Source organism: uncultured Bradyrhizobium sp., from assembly GCF_936943645.1.
Lineage (GTDB): Bacteria > Pseudomonadota > Alphaproteobacteria > Rhizobiales > Xanthobacteraceae > Bradyrhizobium.
Genome location: NZ_CAKZJO010000053.1, coordinates 66,036 through 80,771, shown reverse-complemented (window position 1 = coordinate 80,771; position 14,736 = coordinate 66,036). Strand labels below are relative to the sequence as shown.

Genomic DNA, 14,736 nt, shown 5'->3' with positions numbered 1-14,736 from the left:
ACCAGCCAGCCTTTTCGCGATGGTTTTCGGCGGAGCGCATCATGGCTGTTGGAAAGGTCTATCTCGTCGGCGCCGGTCCCGGTGATCCCGAGCTGCTCACGCTGAAGGCGGTCCGCGCTCTTCGCGAGGCCGACGTCGTCGTCTATGATCGCCTGGTGCCGCCGAGCATCCTGGCGACGATTGCGGACGGGGTGCTGCAGATCAATGTCGGCAAGCAGGCGGCGTATCACCCCGTGCCGCAGGACGAAATCAACGAGATGCTGGTCCGCCTGGCGCGCGCCGGCCGCACGGTGGTCCGGCTCAAGGGCGGCGACCCCTTCATTTTCGGGCGCGGCTCGGAGGAGGCGGCCGAGCTCGATCAGGCAGGCATTCCCTATGAAGTGGTGCCGGGAATCACCGCGGCGCAAGGCTGCGCCGCAGCGGCGCGGATGCCGCTGACGCATCGCGGCCTCGCCTCCGGCGTGCGCTATGTGACCGGGCATCGCAAGGCCAACGAGCCGCTCGATCTCGACTGGAAGAGCCTCGCCGATCCCGACACGACGCTGGTCGTCTATATGGGCCTTGCCAATATCGACGAGATCGTCCGCAACCTGATCGCGCAGGGTCTGCCGGGAACCACGCCGGTGCTTGCGGTGTGTCAAGGTACGACGTCGCAGGAAAGCCGAGTATGTACGCCTCTGGAGGCGCTTCCGGTCGCTCTGAAAGACGCCTCCTTCAGCGGTCCCGTCCTTTTCATCATCGGAAAGGTCGCAGGAATCGCTCAGGAACGGAGCGCGCGGAACGATGCGGCCATTTGCGAGGCGATTTCAGTTGTGGCCTAGCGTCGCCTTGGCATCGGCCGTCGCGATCGGGCCCGCCGCCGCGGGCGACGCAGATATCGATGCCACGAAGCTTGCCAATCTGGTGCGGCAGGACTGCGGCTCCTGTCATGGGCTGACGCTGAAGGGCGGGCTCGGCAAACCGCTGACGCCGGATCATCTGAGCGCCTGGAGCCGCGAGCAACTCGTCAGCATCGTCCTCGACGGCGTGCCGGGCACGCCGATGCCGCCCTGGCGTCCGTTGCTGAGCGAAGCCGACGTGCGCTGGATCGTGGAGCATCTGCAGCAGGGAGATCTGCCATGAGGTTCGTGGCGCGGTGGTGTCTGGCCCTGCTGCTGCTGATGCCGGGACTCTTGCGCGCCGACGAGCTGCGCGGCACCGGCAATCTCGGCCTCGTGGTGGAGCGCGCGACCGGCTCGGTGCTGATCGTCGATGCCACCGAACGCAAATCGATCGGTCGTGTCGAGGGACTCGGCGATCTCTCGCATGCGTCCGCAGTGTTCTCGCCGGACCAGCGCTACGCCTATGTCTTCGGACGTGACGGCGGCCTCACCAAGATCGACATGCTCACGAGCACGATCGCGAGGCGCATCGTGCAGGCCGGCAATTCGATCGGCGGCGCCATCTCCGACGACGGCGCGCTGATCGCGGTCTCCAACTACGAGCCGGGCGGGGTGAAAGTCTTCGACGCCAGGACGCTCGATTTCGTCGCCAACATTCCGGCGATCGGTGCGGGCGGCAAGGCCTCGAAGACGGTCGGGCTGGTCGACCTGCCCGGACGGCGTTTTGCCTGGGCGCTCTATGACGCCGGCGAGATCTGGATCGCCGATCTCACCCATGTCGAGACCCCCGCCATCACCCGCCTGACCGATGTCGGCAAGCTGCCCTATGACGGCAACGTCACGCCCGACGGCCGTCATTATCTTGCGGGCCTGTTCGGCGAGGACGGCGTCGTGCATGTCGACACCTGGCGCGCGCCGCTGAAGGCCGAGCGCATCCTGGGCGGCTATGGCCGCGGCCAGGAGGCGCTGCCGGTCTACAAGATGCCGCATCTGGAAGGCTGGGGCGCGACCGGCGACAAGCTGCTGCTTCCCGCCGTCGGCCATCACGAATTGATCGCGGTCGATCTCCGCAGCTTCGCCGAGGTCGGACGCACTGCGACCCATGGTCAGCCGGTGTTTGCCGTGGCGCGGCCCGACGGGCGCCATGTCTGGGTGAATTTCGCGCACCCCTTCAACGACACGGTCGAGATCGTCGACACCGAGACGCTGAAGGTCATTCACCGCCTGACGCCCGGCCCGGCTGTGCTGCACATGGAGTTTACCCCGCGTGGCAACGAGGTCTGGGTCTCGGTGCGCGATGCCGACCGCATCGACGTCTATGACGCCGCCACTTTTGCGAAGAAGACGGAGATCCCGGCGCAGAAGCCGTCCGGAATCTTCTTCACCGCGCGCGCCACGAGGATCGGACAATGACGCCAAGCTCGGTCGAGCTCGCTTTGATTGATCGCTGGCAGCACGATTTTCCGCTTGTCGCGAAGCCGTTCGAGATCGTCGGCCGCTCCGCAGCGCTCGACGAGCAGGCGACGATCGGCGTGTTTCGGCGCATGCGGGAGCACGATCTGATCTCCCGGGTCGGCGCCGTGGTGCGCCCCAACACGGTGGGCGCGAGCACGCTGGCCGCGATACAGGTTCCGCCTGATCGGCTCGAGCGGGTCGCCGGCATTGTCAGCCGCGAGCCACTGGTCACGCATAATTACGAGCGCGAGCATGATCTCAATCTGTGGTTCGTCATCGCCGGCGGAGACGCCGCTGCGATCACCGACACCATCGACAGGATCGAGGCGCAGGCGAGCCTGCCCGTCGTGGACCTGCCGATGGTGCAGGCCTATCATCTCGGCCTCGGCTTTTCGTTGCGTGAGCCGCGTACGCAGAAGCGCCAGGCGCCGGCCGCGGGGGATTACCGTCCCGATCCGCGCGACCAGCGCATTCTCGCGGCGATCGAGAACGGGCTGCCGCTGGTCGAGCTTCCTTATCTTGCGGTCGCCGATCAGCTCGCACTCGGCCAGGACGAGGTCATCGCACGGCTGGAGCACCTGGTCGCGGCCGGCGTGGTGACGCGTTTCGGCTGCGTGGTCCGCCATGACAAGCTCGGCTTCCGGTCGAACGCGATGGCGGTCTGGAACGTCCCGGACGGGATGATCGACGATGTCGCCGCGATCTTCGCCCGTCATCCCAGCGTGACGCTGTGCTACCAGCGTCCGCGCCGTCAGCCGGTCTGGCCCTACAACCTGTTCTGCATGGTGCATGCGCGCGCGCGCGAGGAGGCCTATGCCGCGATCGACGAGCTGAACCTGCTCGCCGAGACCGGCCTGATGCAGCAGGCCGTGCTGTTCTCGAAACGCTGCTTCAAGCAGCGCGGCGCTGTGTTCTCGCGGCGCAAGGAGACGAATTGATGCGCTCGCTCGACCCGACCGAGAAGGCGATCATCAACGGCCTGCAGGGTGGCTTTCCCCTGACGCAGCGGCCTTACCGCGATGCCGGCGCGAAGCTCGGCCTCAGCGAGGGCGAGATGATCGAGGAGATCGGCAATCTGATCGCGGGCGGTCAGCTCAGCCGGTTCGGCCCGCTCTGGAATGCGGAAGCCCTGGGCGGCGCCGTCTGCCTCGCCGCCATCGCCGTGCCGCCCGAGCGGTTCGAGGAGGTCGCCGGGCTCGTCAACGCCCATCCCGAGATCGCGCACAACTATGAGCGCGATCACGAGCTCAACATGTGGTTCGTCGTGTCGGCCGAGGATCCGGCCCGCATCGCGCAGGTGATTGCGGAGATCGAGCGCGAGACGGGCCTTCGCGTGCGCGCAATGCCCAAGACGCGCGAGTTCTTCGTCGGGTTCCGCGTGGAGGTCTAGACATGCTCGATGCCATCGACCGCAAGCTGATCGCCGCCACGCAAGCAGGACTTCCGCTGGTCGCGGAGCCCTATCGCGCGCTCGCCGATCAGCTCAACCTCGACGAAGCCGGGGTGATCAACCGCCTCACGCGGCTGCTCGAGGAGGGGGCGATCCGCCGGATCGGCGCGATCCCCAATCACTACGCGCTCGGCACCACTGCCAACGGCATGTCGGTGTGGGACATCGCGGATGAGGCCGTCGCCGATATCGGCGCCAGGGTCGGCGCGCTCGATTTCGTCACGCATTGCTATGAGCGGCCACGTCATCTGCCGCTCTGGCCCTACAATCTCTTTGCCATGGTCCATGGCCGGACCCGGGACGAGGTGAGGGCGAAGGTCGCCGAGATTGCCGTGCTGGTCGGTCCCGCCGCGCGGGCCCACGAGGTTCTGTTCTCGACCCGGATCTTGAAGAAGACCGGCCTTCGCATTGCCGCCTGACGGGAGCCGGTCATGTTTCGCCTGAGCCAATACTTACGCGAGCTGAGCGAGCCGGCCCCGACAGGGCCGGTTCGGCAGCCGCCGGGACCGGTGGTGATCTGGAACCTGATCCGCCGCTGCAACCTCACCTGCAAGCACTGCTATTCGATCTCCGGCGACGTCGACTTTCCCGGCGAGCTCTCCACCGCGCAGGTGTTCGGCGTGATGGACGACCTCAAGGCGTTCCGCGTGCCGGTGCTGATCCTCTCCGGTGGCGAGCCGCTGATGCGGCGCGACATCTTCGAGATCTCGGCGCGCGCCAAGGCGATGCGGTTCTATGTCGGGCTGTCGTCCAACGGCACCCTGGTCGATGCCGCCATGGCTGACCGCATCCGCGACATCGGCTATGACTATGTCGGCATCTCGCTCGACGGCATCGGCGAGACCCATGATCGTTTCCGTCGCAAGCAGGGCGCTTATGACGAGGCGCTGAACGGGCTGCGGCTGCTGCGCGACCGCGGCATCAAGGTCGGCGTGCGCTTCACCATGACCGAGGACAACGCGGCGGAGCTGCCGCGGCTGCTCGATCTGGTCGAGCAGGAGAATTTTCCAAAGTTCTACCTCTCGCACCTCGTCTATGCCGGTCGCGGCAACAAGAACCGCGGCGACGACGCCATGTGGCAGACCACGCGTGATCGCATGGACATGGTGATCGCACGGGCCTGGCGCTGGGCGCAGTCGGGCAGCGAGATGGAGATCGTGACCGGCAACAACGACGCCGACGCGGTCTATCTGCTGCATTGGGCCGAGCGAACCGTGCCCGATCATGCCGCGAGCCTGCGCGCAAAACTGGTGCGCTGGGGCGGCAATTCCTCCGGCGTCAACGTCGCCAACATCGACAATCTCGGCAACGTGCATCCGGATACGATGTGGTGGCACCACACGCTCGGCAACGTGAAGACGCGCCCGTTCTCCGAGATCTGGCCCGACACCTCCGATCCGATCATGGCGGGCCTGAAACAGAGGCCGCGTCACGTCTCCGGGCGCTGCGGTGCTTGCGTCCATTTCGACATCTGCAACGGCAGCACCCGCGTGCGCGCGCAACGGATCACCGGCGATCCCTGGGCCGAAGATCCCGGCTGCTATCTCAGCGATGCCGAGATCGGCCTTGCGGCGCCGTCCGAGCGGGTCAAGACCAGCATCTATCGCGGGACACGTCATGAAGCGCCGCTCTCTGTTTGACCGCATTCTCGTCGCCCTGGCGCTGCTCGCGCTCGCAAGCCCCGCGCGTGCCGAGCCGGATGCGCCAAAACTGTTCGCGGACAATTGCGCCGAATGCCACGGCGCAGACCGGCTCGGCCGTCTCGGGCCCGCGCTGCTGCCGGAAAATCTCGGCCGCATGATGGGCGCGCGCGCCGCCGCGGTGATCGCGGACGGACGCACCGCCACGCAGATGCCGGGCTTTTCGGGCAAGCTGAGCAAGGACGAGATCGCAGCGCTCGCGGCCTATGTCTCCTCGCCACTGCCGTCGGTGCCCGCCTGGGGCGCGGCCGAAATCGACGCCAGCCGCGTCGTGCATGCGACGGCGCCGCCGCTCGAGCGTCCGCGTTTTCCGGCCGACCCGATGAACCTGTTCGTCGTGGTCGAGGCCGGCGATCACCACGCGACGATCCTGGACGGCGACCGCCTCGAGCCGCTGGCACGCTTCCAGACGCGGTTCGCGCTGCATGGCGGTCCGAAATTCACGCCCGACGGCCGCTACGTCTTCTTCATGTCGCGCGACGGCTGGGTCAGCAAATACGATCTCTGGACGCTGACCATGCTGACCGAGGTGCGCGCCGGGATCAATGCGCGCAACATCGCGATCTCGCGGGACGGCAAGCATATCGCGGTCGCCAATTATCTGCCGCACACGCTGGTGATGCTCTCGGCCGACGATCTGTCGGTCGAGAAGATCTTCGACGTGAAGGACCGCCTGGGGACGTCCTCGCGGGTCTCGGCGGTATATCAGGCGCCAACGCGCAACAGCTTCATCGCGGCGCTGAAGGACGTTCCGGAGATCTGGGAGATCGCGACCGATCCGAACGCGGGGCCAGTTTATGCCGGCTTCGTGCACAGCCACGAGAAGGGCATGATCGAGGCGCTGCCGTCCTCGCAAGGCCTGTTCGCGCTGCGCCGGATCGAGACCCCGGAGCCGCTCGATGACTTCTTCTTCGATCCGCCCTATCGCAACCTGATCGGCTCGGCGCGCGAGGGCAGGGCGATCGTGGTCAATCTGACGGTCGGGCGCGACATCAAGCAGCTCGATCTGCCGGGGCTGCCTCATCTCGGCTCGGGCATCTCCTGGACCTGGAACGGCCGGCTGGTGATGGCGACGCCGCTTCTGAAGGCAGGCAAGATCAGCGTGCTGGACATGCAGGATTGGTCGCAGATCAAGGTGATCGAGACGCCGGGACCCGGCTTCTTCATGCGCAGCCACGAGAACACGCCTTATGCCTGGGCCGACAGCATGATGGGCGCCGGCAAGGATACGCTCTCGATCATCGACAAGCGCACGCTGGAAGTGGTCCGTAAGGTCACGCCGGAACCGGGCAAGACGGCAGCCCATGTCGAATTCGATCGATACGGCCGCTATGCCTTGGTATCGATCTGGGAAGACCAGGGCGCGCTGGTGGTCTATGATGCCGCAACCTTTACTGAAGTGAAGCGTCTTCCGATGTCGCGGCCTTCGGGCAAGTACAACGTCTGGAACAAGATCACCTTTTCCGATGGCACCAGTCATTGAGAAGCCGGGCACGGCCCCGTCGATCGCATTGCTGCTGGCCGCCCATGGCGAGCGGCGGCCGGATGCCGGCAACACGGGCGCGTTCCAGCTTGCGCGCGCCCTGGCGTCTCGCAGTCTGGTGGCCGAGGTCGCCATCGGCTTCATCTCGGGCACACCCAGCATTCGGGAAGCCCTGGAGACGCTGACCGCCAGCCGGATCCTGGTCTACCCTCTGTTTGCGTCTAGCGGCTATTTCACCAGGGATCGTCTGGTCCAGCTTCTCGACGAAGCCAAGGGCGACGGCCGCAGGATCGACATGCTGCCGCCGCTGGGGCTCGATCCGGGCCTGCCTGATGTCCTGTGCGATCAGGCCGTGGCTTGCGCGCGCGACCATGGCCTCGCGCCGGAGGAGTGCACATTCGTCTTGCTGGCGCACGGCTCGAAGCGCAATCCGGCTTCGCGCCAGGCCACCGAGCAGGTCGCACGCGAGATCGAGACGCGGGCGTTTTGTCGAAAGGTCGTGGTCGCTTTCCTGGAGGAGCAGCCGTTGCTTGAAGAGGCTGCGGCATGCATCAGCGGACCCGCGATTGTCCTCGGCCTGTTCTCCGGTGAAGGCCTGCACGGCGCCAAGGATGCGCCGAAGCTGGTGGCACGGCTCGGCCGCCGCGACGTGGTGTTCGCCGGCATCATGGGCAGCGGTCCCGGCATCGAGGACCTTGTCGCGCGGGCGGTGACCGCTGCCCTGCAAGATGCGGGAGCGGTGCAGGCCGCAGAGCCGTCGACGATCGCGCCGGCGCCGGGCGGCTGGGCCGTTTCAGTCGATTGAGCGCACGGCGTTGAAGCAGAGGGACAAGAGATGACCGACTACCTCGATGTCGATGTCCGTCCGATCCTGCGCGCCGGCGGCGAGCCCTTCTCGACCATCATGGCCGCCGTGGACAGCGTCCAGCCGGGCCAGGGCATCCGGCTCTACGCGCCCTTCAAGCCGGTGCCCTTGTTCGACGTGATGGCCGGCAAGGGCTTTGCCCATTCCGCGACGGAGATCGGCGGCGGTGACTGGCAGGTGCTGTTCACGCCGACCGGGGCGCCCGCCGAGGTTCTGGCAACAAGAGCGCAGCCCAGCGCCAAATGGCCGGATTCGAAGCTGCGGCTCGATACCAAGGAGCTCGATCCGCCGGAGCCGATGACCAGGATTCTCGCCGCGGCCGAGAGCTTGGGGCCCGGAGAAACGCTGACGGCGTTTCTCAGCCGCGAGCCGTTGTTCCTGTTTCCGCAGCTGGAGAAGAGGGGCTACAACTGGCTCGGCGGCTTTCTGCCCGACGGCGTCACCTACGAGCTCACGGTGCGTGCGCCGTCTCAGTGACGGAGAACCCGTCAGGTCGAGGCCCCGAACAGTCTGCGCACGGCCGGGAGCCACTCGCCGGTCATCGTGAACTCGAGCCCGAGGCGCGCGCCGCAGACGATGGCGAGCATCGTGACGGGGGCCGAAACCGCGAGCGTCGAAAACGCGCTCAGGCCCTGGCCGATGGTGCAGCCCATCGACATGATGCCGCCGATGCCCATCAGCAGCGCGCCGATCATGTGACGCTTCAACTCGCGCGCGTCGTCGCAGGCCTCCCAGCGGAAGCCGCGCGCGAGTATCGCAGCGGCGAACGAGCCTGCGACGACACCGGCAACCGAGCCGATGCCGAAATTGAGCCGCGCGCCGGAGAACGTTGCGATGTAGAGGATGGCGTCGCCAAGCGGCGCCACGAAGCTGAGCGAGGAGACCCGGACGGGATCGAACTCGTCGTCGGTGAGCCATCCGGTCGCAAACCAGCCGAATGCGATTGCGGCGCCGACGGCAATGCCGGAGGCCAGCAGCCGCGGTGACCGCATCAGCCTGCCATCGGCAAGGGCCCAGAAGGCGAGCGCGGCGGAAAGGATAATTACGAGGATCGCGCGCATCGTGCCGCCGGCGCCGAGCAGCGACGTCAGCGTCTGGTTGCTGCCCTCCGTGAGCCGCAGGGATAGCGGCTCGATCAAGGCCACGCGCAGCATGCCGGTGATGCCGCGCATGGTGGCGAGCGCCGACAGGCCGAGCACGAGAAAGACAACAATGGCACGCAAATCGCCGCCACCGACGCGTACCAGGGTGCCGAAGCCGCAGGTGCCGACCAGGGCCATGCCGACGCCGAACATCAGCCCGCCGAGGATCGCGCCGCCGAGGCCGATCGACGCCGTGAGGTAGATCGAGCGCGACAGATCGACGATGCCGAACGCGGAGAGCGCCTGGGTCGCGAGCAGCGCGACCGCAGCAGCCAGCGCAAAGGATTTCAGCCGCCGATAATCCGATCCGAAGAATGCGTCCTCGAGCATCGCCAGCGTGCAGAAGCGTCCCGCGCGGCCGGCAACGCCGAGCACGGCGCCGGCGGCAAGCCCGCATGCGAAGGCTATGATCGAAGGGCTCAGCATTCCTCCCGCTTCTTTTCTTGGTTAGCCCGCGGGTAGTCTGCGCCGGTGGGGCGACAAAAGCCAGCGCGCAAGCAACTACCGCCGGCGTCGGCGCACCGGCTCGCAGAATACGTCGTAAACGGCCGTGAGAATCTTGCGGACGTCCTCGCTGGCGAGACTGTAGTAGATCGTCTTGCCGTCGCGCCGGGTCGTCACCAGCCGGTCGAGCCGCAGCCGCGCCAGCTGCTGCGAGACGGTCGATTGCCGCTCGCCCAGGAACTGCTCGAGCTCGGTCACGGATTTCTCGCCCTCGGCGAGGATGCAGAGCAGCAGAAGTCGGGACTCGTGAGACAGCGCCTTGAGCATGTCGCTGGCCTCGCGTGCCTTCTCGATCATCTGCTCGAGTTCGGCGGAGCCCTCGATCTCCTTCAGCTTCGGCAATGGCATCGCGTCAAGTTCCTCTCGGCACATCGGCAAGAACGGTTACGACCTCTCGGGTTCCGATCCCGTGCTTGACAGGATTCGGTCCAACAGGCCGAAGAAGAAGGCATCCCCCGGATAGCCGCGAATGCGTCCGATCTCACGGCCCTCTTGTACCACGACGAACGTCGGCGTGAAGGGACCCGGCTCGATTCCGGCGAGATCGGCGGGAAGGGGGCCGCTCAGGTCGACCCGGCGCAGCGGTGCGGCCCGGCTCTCCCCGGTCTTGCCGTAGATCGGCCCGATCTCGGCATTGAAGCGCGCGCACCAGGCGCAGCCGGGCCGCTCGAACATGACGAGCTCAGCGGCGCGCGATGCGGTCGCGGGCAGCGCGAGCCCGACGACGAGGGCAAACAAAACGACGATTCTGTTCATGCTGCGCAATCGGGCCTTTTCGGATCTGCGTGGCGGGCTTGCTTTCCAGACGTTCTCGGCGCTTTATATCATTGAATTCGTATATGTGCTAGGGATGGGGCGGAAATGACCTTGGACGTCACGCTGGGCGCGGCCTTTGTCGCAGGCCTGTTGTCGTTTCTGTCGCCCTGCATCCTGCCTCTGGTCCCGCCTTTCCTGTGCTACATGGCCGGCGTTTCGGTCACGGATCTGTCCGGCGACAGGCCGGATCTGCGGCCGCGCATCCTGCTCTCGGCGCTCGCTTTCGTGGCAGGTTTTTCGCTGGTCTTCATCGCGCTCGGCTCGACCGCCTCGATCGCGGGGCGCTTCATCTCCGCGCATCTGTCGACACTCGGCATCGTCGCGGGTGGGCTCATCATCGTCATGGGCCTGCATTTTCTGGGACTGCTCAGGATACCTCTGTTCTATCGCAGTGCGACCGTGCAGGTCGACAACCGCCCGGCCGGCGTGGCGGGGGCCTTCGTCATGGGGCTGGCCTTTGCGTTCGGCTGGACCCCTTGCGCGGGCCCGATCCTCGCCGCCGTGCTCTTGATGGCGGGCTCGGAGGACACGACCGGGCGAGGGGCGCTGCTGCTGCTCGCCTATTCGGTCGGGACCGGCATTCCCTTTCTGATCGCGGCGGCCTTCACCGGCCGCTTCATCGCCGCGCTTGGCCGCCTGCGCAAGCATCTCGGCCTGATCGAGAAGACGATGGGCGTGTTCCTGGTCGCGACGGGCCTCATGTTCCTGACCGGATTGATGCCCGCCGTCTCGGAATGGCTGCTCGAGCAATTCCCTGTTTTGACCAGCATCGGCTGAGGCTAGCCGTAGCGGAAGTCGAGCAACTGGGCAAAGGACTGCAGCTCGATGAGGTAGCGATGCACGAGGGGGCCGTCGCCCGCCATCGCGGCATGCGCGATCTCGCCGCTGCTGGCGATGGCACCATCGATCAGGCGGCGGAACTCGCCTTGAGCGGCGATCTCGCCATTGGCCCATTCGTTACAGCGTTGCAGCCGATCGCGGAATGCGCTCGCGGCGGCGACGGTGTCTTCGGCATTCGCAGAAGCCGGCTGGTCGCCGTATCGGATCGCGGCGAGACGCAAGGTTTCCATGGCGGGCGCGATCTCGAAGACGCAGTCGCCGAGATCGTAGAGGCCCGCCTGGCGCCTGAGCGCGTGAAGGGCCTGCCGGATCGCAAGCAGCTCGCGGCCGGCGGCGACGTTGTCGCCGCGGTCCAGCGCGCCCGTGATCGCCGTGAGTCGGTCGCGCCCCCGGTCGAGAAACCCCGACAGATCGGCCGGTGCGTGAGCGGGCAGGGGATTGGTGGCCGGCGCAAGCCGTTTCCAGCGGGCGACCGCCTCGTCGGTCTCGATCTGCGCCAGCGCGATGTTTCCGGTGCGGGCATAGCTCGCTGCCGTGCGTAAGTTGGCCATGATCGGCGGCATCGCCGTCATGAAATCCGCCGGCTTGTCGGCGTCCGCGCCGAACGCGAGCGCGTTCGAGGCGAGCCACGCCAGCAGCGCGATGGTGCAGCGCAAGATCGGAACTCCTTGTCACATTCGTGTATTCGAATATCATAATGAAAATGAGCAACGCGCAAGATCTTCCGACGCACCAAACCCCGATGTCGCTGCGCATGCCGACGCGACGCGGTCTGCTCTCACTGGTCGCTGGCGCGGCATTGGCCGGGCGCGGCGCGGCGGCGGCCGAGCCCGCCGTCGGGGAGGACGGGCTCTATCACGAGCCCTGGTTCTTGCAGAGCTTCCTCGATCTGCGCGAAGACCTGGAGAGCGCGACCGCCGGCGGCAAGCGCCTCGCCATCATGTGGGAGCTGCGCGGCTGTCCCTATTGCCGCGAGACGCATCTGGTGAACTTCGCCGATGCCGGCATCGCCAGCTATATCCGCGACAATTTCGAAGTGCTGCAGCTCAACCTGGTCGGCTCGCGCAAGGTGACCGATTTCGACCGCGAGGAGTTGGCGGAGAAGGACCTCGCCCGCAAATACGGCATCCGCTTCACGCCGACCTTCCAGTTCTTCCCGCCGTCCGCCGAAGGCCTCGCAGCGAAAGAGGCGATGACGCGCGAGGTGGCGCGGGCCCCCGGCTATCTCAAGCCGCCGCACTTCCTGGCGATGTTCCGCTTCGTGCGGGAGCGTGCCTATGAGCGCGGCTCGTTCCGGGATTTCCTGGCCGCCAACGGTTGACGGGCTGCGTCCAGCGAATTCCGCTTGACGGCGCCAATCATATGAACATATCATAATAACTGAATTTGATGGACCGTGAGTCCGTCGTGATGGAAAGCGGGCGTCACCCCGCGATAAGGGTAGGAAACATGCGGCGCTCGCTTGCGGCTGCGGTTGCACTTTGTCTGTCGGCCAGTGCCGGCCTCGCGCAAGAGGCCGTCAAGGAGCCGATCAAGCTCGATGTCGTCAACGACGCCTTGCCCAAATCCCTGACCGGCGCGCCCGGCGATGCCGCCGCCGGCAAGAAGGTGTTCTTGACGCGCACGCTCGGCAATTGCCTGGCCTGCCATCAGGTCACCAGCCTGAAATCCGAGGAATTCCACGGCGAGTTCGGCCCGTCCCTGGACGGCGTCGCCGGCCGCTACAGCGAGGCGCAATTGCGCCTCATCATCGCCGACCCCAAGCGCATCTTCACCAACACGGTCATGCCGGCGTTCTTCAAGAACGACGGCCTCAGCCGGGTGCGACCGGAATTCGTCGGCAAGTCCATTTTGACGGCCGCACAGGTCGAGGACGTCATCGCTTTTCTCAAGACGCTGAACTGACGGCGAGGAGGATCAGGAATGAAAGCCATCAATCGACGGCAAGCATTTGCGCTCGGGGGCGGCTTCGTCATGCTGACGCTGATGCCCATGGCGGCGGATGCCGAAGTGACGGGCGACGCGGCGAAGTGGATCGAGAAGTTCACCGGCGGCAAGCAGCCGGTCAAGGGCAAGATCTCGCTCGACCTGCCGGAGATCGCGGAGAACGGCAACACCGTTCCGCTGTCGATCAACATCGAGAGCCCGATGACCGCGGACTCCTACGTCAAGGACGTCATGATCATCGCCGACGGCAACCCGAATGCGGGTGTGGCGACGCTGTCGTTCACGCCGATGTCGGGCAAGGCGGAGGCCGCGATCCGGATCCGGCTCGCGACCACGCAGAACGTGATCGCGGTCGCGAAGATGAGTGACGGGTCGCTGTTCACGGAGCAGAAGACCGTCAAGGTCACCATCGGCGGCTGCGGCGGCTAAAGGGCTTCAGGAGAGGAACAATGGCAGACAAACCGCGCATCAAGCTCCCCAAGGAAGCGGCCAAGGGCGAGGTGATCCAGATCAAGACCCTGGTCTCGCATGTCATGGAATCGGGCCAGCGCAAGGACGCGCAGGGCAAGGCCATTCCGCGCAAGATCATCAACAAGTTCGCCTGCGAGTTCAACGGCAAGCCGGTGTTCTCCTGTGCGCTGGAGCCGGCAATCTCGGCCAATCCCTACATCCAGTTCGACGCCAGGATCGACGAGGCCGGAACCTTCAAGTTCGCCTGGACCGACGACGACGGCTCGGTGATCACCGCCGAAGAGAAGATTGCGCTCAAGGCATGATGCGCACCGCGCATTGAGGGAGGCACGGATGGCGCGACGATATCTTGGGTTGACCGCTCTGGTCGTGGCTGCCGCGTCGGTTGCGACCCTCGCGGTCGCGGACGACGCCGAGCGCAAGGGCATCCCGGCGCCGCCCGGCCATGTCTTCAAGACCATCATCTCCGGCTACGAATTCCGCAGCAAGGAGACCCGTGCGCTGCAGGACGACGATCTCGAAAACCCCGGCTTCCTCGCCGTGGAGCGCGCGGCCGACGCCTGGAAGAAGGCGGAAGGCAGCGAGGGCAAGTCCTGCATGAGCTGCCACGGCGAGGCTGAGACCAGCATGAAGGGCGTCGGCGCCGCCATGCCGAAATGGGACGACAAGCTGAAAAAGCCGGTCAATCTCGAGCAGCGCATCAACATCTGCCGCACCGAGCACATGAAGGCCGAGCCCTGGAAGTTCAAGTCGAGGGAGCTCACCGACATGACCACCTTCGTGCGCTACCAGTCGCACGGCATGAAGGTTTCGGTGAAGACCGACGGGCCGATGTCGCCCTGGTTCGAGCGCGGCAAGCAGATCTATTACACCCGCTACGGCCAGCTCGATCTCGCCTGCGAATCCTGCCACGAGCGCAACAACGGCAAGTTCATGCGGGCCGATTTCCTCAGCCAGGGCCAGACCAACGGTTTTCCGACCTACCGGCTGCGCGACCAGCGCCTGGTGCCGCTGCATGAGCGCTTCGAAGGCTGCATGTTCGACGTGCGCGCCGAGCCGTTCAAGCCGCTCTCGGACGAGTTCCTCGCGCTCGAGCTCTATGTCGCCTGGCGCGGCATCGGCCTTCCCGTCGAGACGCCGTCGGTGCGCAACTGAAACGATGAGCTTGCAGGAGCATTGCGC

At 66.0% G+C, this 14,736-nt stretch carries 20 protein-coding genes; 16 read left to right on the top strand and 4 right to left on the bottom strand.

The window, feature by feature from the left end; genetic code table 11:
• The first annotated feature begins 41 nt into the window (after positions 1 to 41).
• From cobA to Q0743_RS12350, 10 genes are read left to right on the top strand one after another with little or no spacing between them, the layout of a single operon-like run.
• A complete protein-coding gene (cobA, locus tag Q0743_RS12395) occupies positions 42 to 821 on the top strand; it encodes a uroporphyrinogen-III C-methyltransferase (protein WP_298241805.1) in 780 nt (259 codons plus the stop codon).
• Positions 822 to 828: 7 nt separating this feature from the next.
• Positions 829 to 1,122 (top strand): cytochrome c, encoded by a 294-nt coding sequence (locus Q0743_RS12390; RefSeq protein WP_298241804.1) that lies wholly within the window; start codon positions 829 to 831, stop codon positions 1,120 to 1,122.
• Positions 1,119 to 2,294: a cytochrome D1 domain-containing protein gene (locus Q0743_RS12385; RefSeq protein WP_298241803.1), complete on the top strand. Its 1,176-nt coding sequence runs from the start codon at positions 1,119 to 1,121 to the stop codon at positions 2,292 to 2,294. The genes Q0743_RS12390 and Q0743_RS12385 overlap by 4 nt, the downstream gene beginning before the upstream one ends.
• Positions 2,291 to 3,274 carry an Lrp/AsnC family transcriptional regulator gene (locus Q0743_RS12380; RefSeq protein ID WP_298241802.1) on the top strand — a complete coding sequence of 328 codons (984 nt, stop codon included), beginning with the start codon at positions 2,291 to 2,293 and terminating at the stop codon, positions 3,272 to 3,274. Before Q0743_RS12385 ends, Q0743_RS12380 begins: the two co-directional genes overlap by 4 nt.
• The gene (locus Q0743_RS12375) at positions 3,274 to 3,726 is read left to right on the top strand and encodes an Lrp/AsnC family transcriptional regulator (protein WP_298241801.1); all 453 of its coding nucleotides are present in this window, start codon (positions 3,274 to 3,276) and stop codon (positions 3,724 to 3,726) included. The genes Q0743_RS12380 and Q0743_RS12375 overlap by 1 nt, the downstream gene beginning before the upstream one ends.
• 2 nt (positions 3,727 to 3,728) lie before the next feature.
• Positions 3,729 to 4,205, top strand: coding sequence for an AsnC family transcriptional regulator (locus Q0743_RS12370; RefSeq protein ID WP_298241800.1), 477 nt, complete (start codon positions 3,729 to 3,731; stop codon positions 4,203 to 4,205).
• Positions 4,206 to 4,217: 12 nt separating this feature from the next.
• The gene (gene nirJ / locus Q0743_RS12365; protein WP_298241799.1) at positions 4,218 to 5,426 is read left to right on the top strand and encodes a heme d1 biosynthesis radical SAM protein NirJ; all 1,209 of its coding nucleotides are present in this window, start codon (positions 4,218 to 4,220) and stop codon (positions 5,424 to 5,426) included.
• Positions 5,404 to 6,969, top strand: a complete 1,566-nt coding sequence (locus Q0743_RS12360) for a cytochrome D1 domain-containing protein (protein WP_298241798.1) — start codon at positions 5,404 to 5,406, stop codon at positions 6,967 to 6,969. Before nirJ ends, Q0743_RS12360 begins: the two co-directional genes overlap by 23 nt.
• Entirely contained in the window at positions 6,953 to 7,774 is an 822-nt protein-coding gene (locus tag Q0743_RS12355) for a CbiX/SirB N-terminal domain-containing protein (protein WP_298241797.1), read from the top strand. The genes Q0743_RS12360 and Q0743_RS12355 overlap by 17 nt, the downstream gene beginning before the upstream one ends.
• Positions 7,775 to 7,804: 30 nt before the next feature.
• Complete coding sequence (locus Q0743_RS12350) at positions 7,805 to 8,311, top strand: DUF2249 domain-containing protein (protein WP_298241796.1); 507 nt, start codon at positions 7,805 to 7,807, stop codon at positions 8,309 to 8,311.
• 11 nt (positions 8,312 to 8,322) lie between these two features.
• Here the strand turns inward: Q0743_RS12350 and Q0743_RS12345 are convergent, their stop codons facing one another.
• The 3 genes from Q0743_RS12345 to Q0743_RS12335 form a co-directional block, all read right to left on the bottom strand.
• Positions 8,323 to 9,402 (bottom strand): YeeE/YedE family protein, encoded by a 1,080-nt coding sequence (locus Q0743_RS12345; RefSeq protein WP_298241795.1) that lies wholly within the window; start codon positions 9,400 to 9,402, stop codon positions 8,323 to 8,325.
• A 75-nt stretch (positions 9,403 to 9,477) separates the two neighbouring features.
• Entirely contained in the window at positions 9,478 to 9,828 is a 351-nt protein-coding gene (locus tag Q0743_RS12340) for a metalloregulator ArsR/SmtB family transcription factor (protein ID WP_028137430.1), read from the bottom strand.
• 36 nt (positions 9,829 to 9,864) lie between these two features.
• Positions 9,865 to 10,236, bottom strand: a complete 372-nt coding sequence (locus tag Q0743_RS12335) for a thioredoxin (RefSeq protein ID WP_298241994.1) — start codon at positions 10,234 to 10,236, stop codon at positions 9,865 to 9,867.
• Between the two features lie 105 nt (positions 10,237 to 10,341).
• Here Q0743_RS12335 and Q0743_RS12330 point away from each other — a divergent pair, with 105 nt between their 5' ends.
• The gene (locus Q0743_RS12330) at positions 10,342 to 11,073 is read left to right on the top strand and encodes a cytochrome c biogenesis protein CcdA (protein WP_298241794.1); all 732 of its coding nucleotides are present in this window, start codon (positions 10,342 to 10,344) and stop codon (positions 11,071 to 11,073) included.
• A gap of 2 nt (positions 11,074 to 11,075) precedes the next feature.
• Here Q0743_RS12330 and Q0743_RS12325 read toward each other — a convergent pair whose 3' ends face one another.
• Positions 11,076 to 11,792: a hypothetical protein gene (locus tag Q0743_RS12325; RefSeq protein ID WP_298241793.1), complete on the bottom strand. Its 717-nt coding sequence runs from the start codon at positions 11,790 to 11,792 to the stop codon at positions 11,076 to 11,078.
• Positions 11,793 to 11,890: 98 nt separating this feature from the next.
• Here Q0743_RS12325 and Q0743_RS12320 point away from each other — a divergent pair, with 98 nt between their 5' ends.
• From Q0743_RS12320 to soxA, 5 genes are all read left to right on the top strand, one after another.
• Positions 11,891 to 12,457: a thioredoxin family protein gene (locus Q0743_RS12320; RefSeq protein WP_298241993.1), complete on the top strand. Its 567-nt coding sequence runs from the start codon at positions 11,891 to 11,893 to the stop codon at positions 12,455 to 12,457.
• A gap of 128 nt (positions 12,458 to 12,585) precedes the next feature.
• On the top strand, positions 12,586 to 13,041 hold the full coding sequence (soxX, locus tag Q0743_RS12315) for a sulfur oxidation c-type cytochrome SoxX (RefSeq protein WP_298241792.1): 456 nt from the start codon (positions 12,586 to 12,588) through the stop codon (positions 13,039 to 13,041).
• An 18-nt stretch (positions 13,042 to 13,059) separates the two neighbouring features.
• Positions 13,060 to 13,512, top strand: a complete 453-nt coding sequence (soxY, locus tag Q0743_RS12310) for a thiosulfate oxidation carrier protein SoxY (RefSeq protein WP_298241791.1) — start codon at positions 13,060 to 13,062, stop codon at positions 13,510 to 13,512.
• Positions 13,513 to 13,532: 20 nt separating this feature from the next.
• Positions 13,533 to 13,859 (top strand): thiosulfate oxidation carrier complex protein SoxZ, encoded by a 327-nt coding sequence (gene soxZ, locus Q0743_RS12305; protein ID WP_298241790.1) that lies wholly within the window; start codon positions 13,533 to 13,535, stop codon positions 13,857 to 13,859.
• Positions 13,860 to 13,887: 28 nt separating this feature from the next.
• Positions 13,888 to 14,709, top strand: a complete 822-nt coding sequence (gene soxA / locus Q0743_RS12300) for a sulfur oxidation c-type cytochrome SoxA (protein ID WP_298241789.1) — start codon at positions 13,888 to 13,890, stop codon at positions 14,707 to 14,709.
• The last annotated feature ends 27 nt before the right edge of the window (positions 14,710 to 14,736 follow it).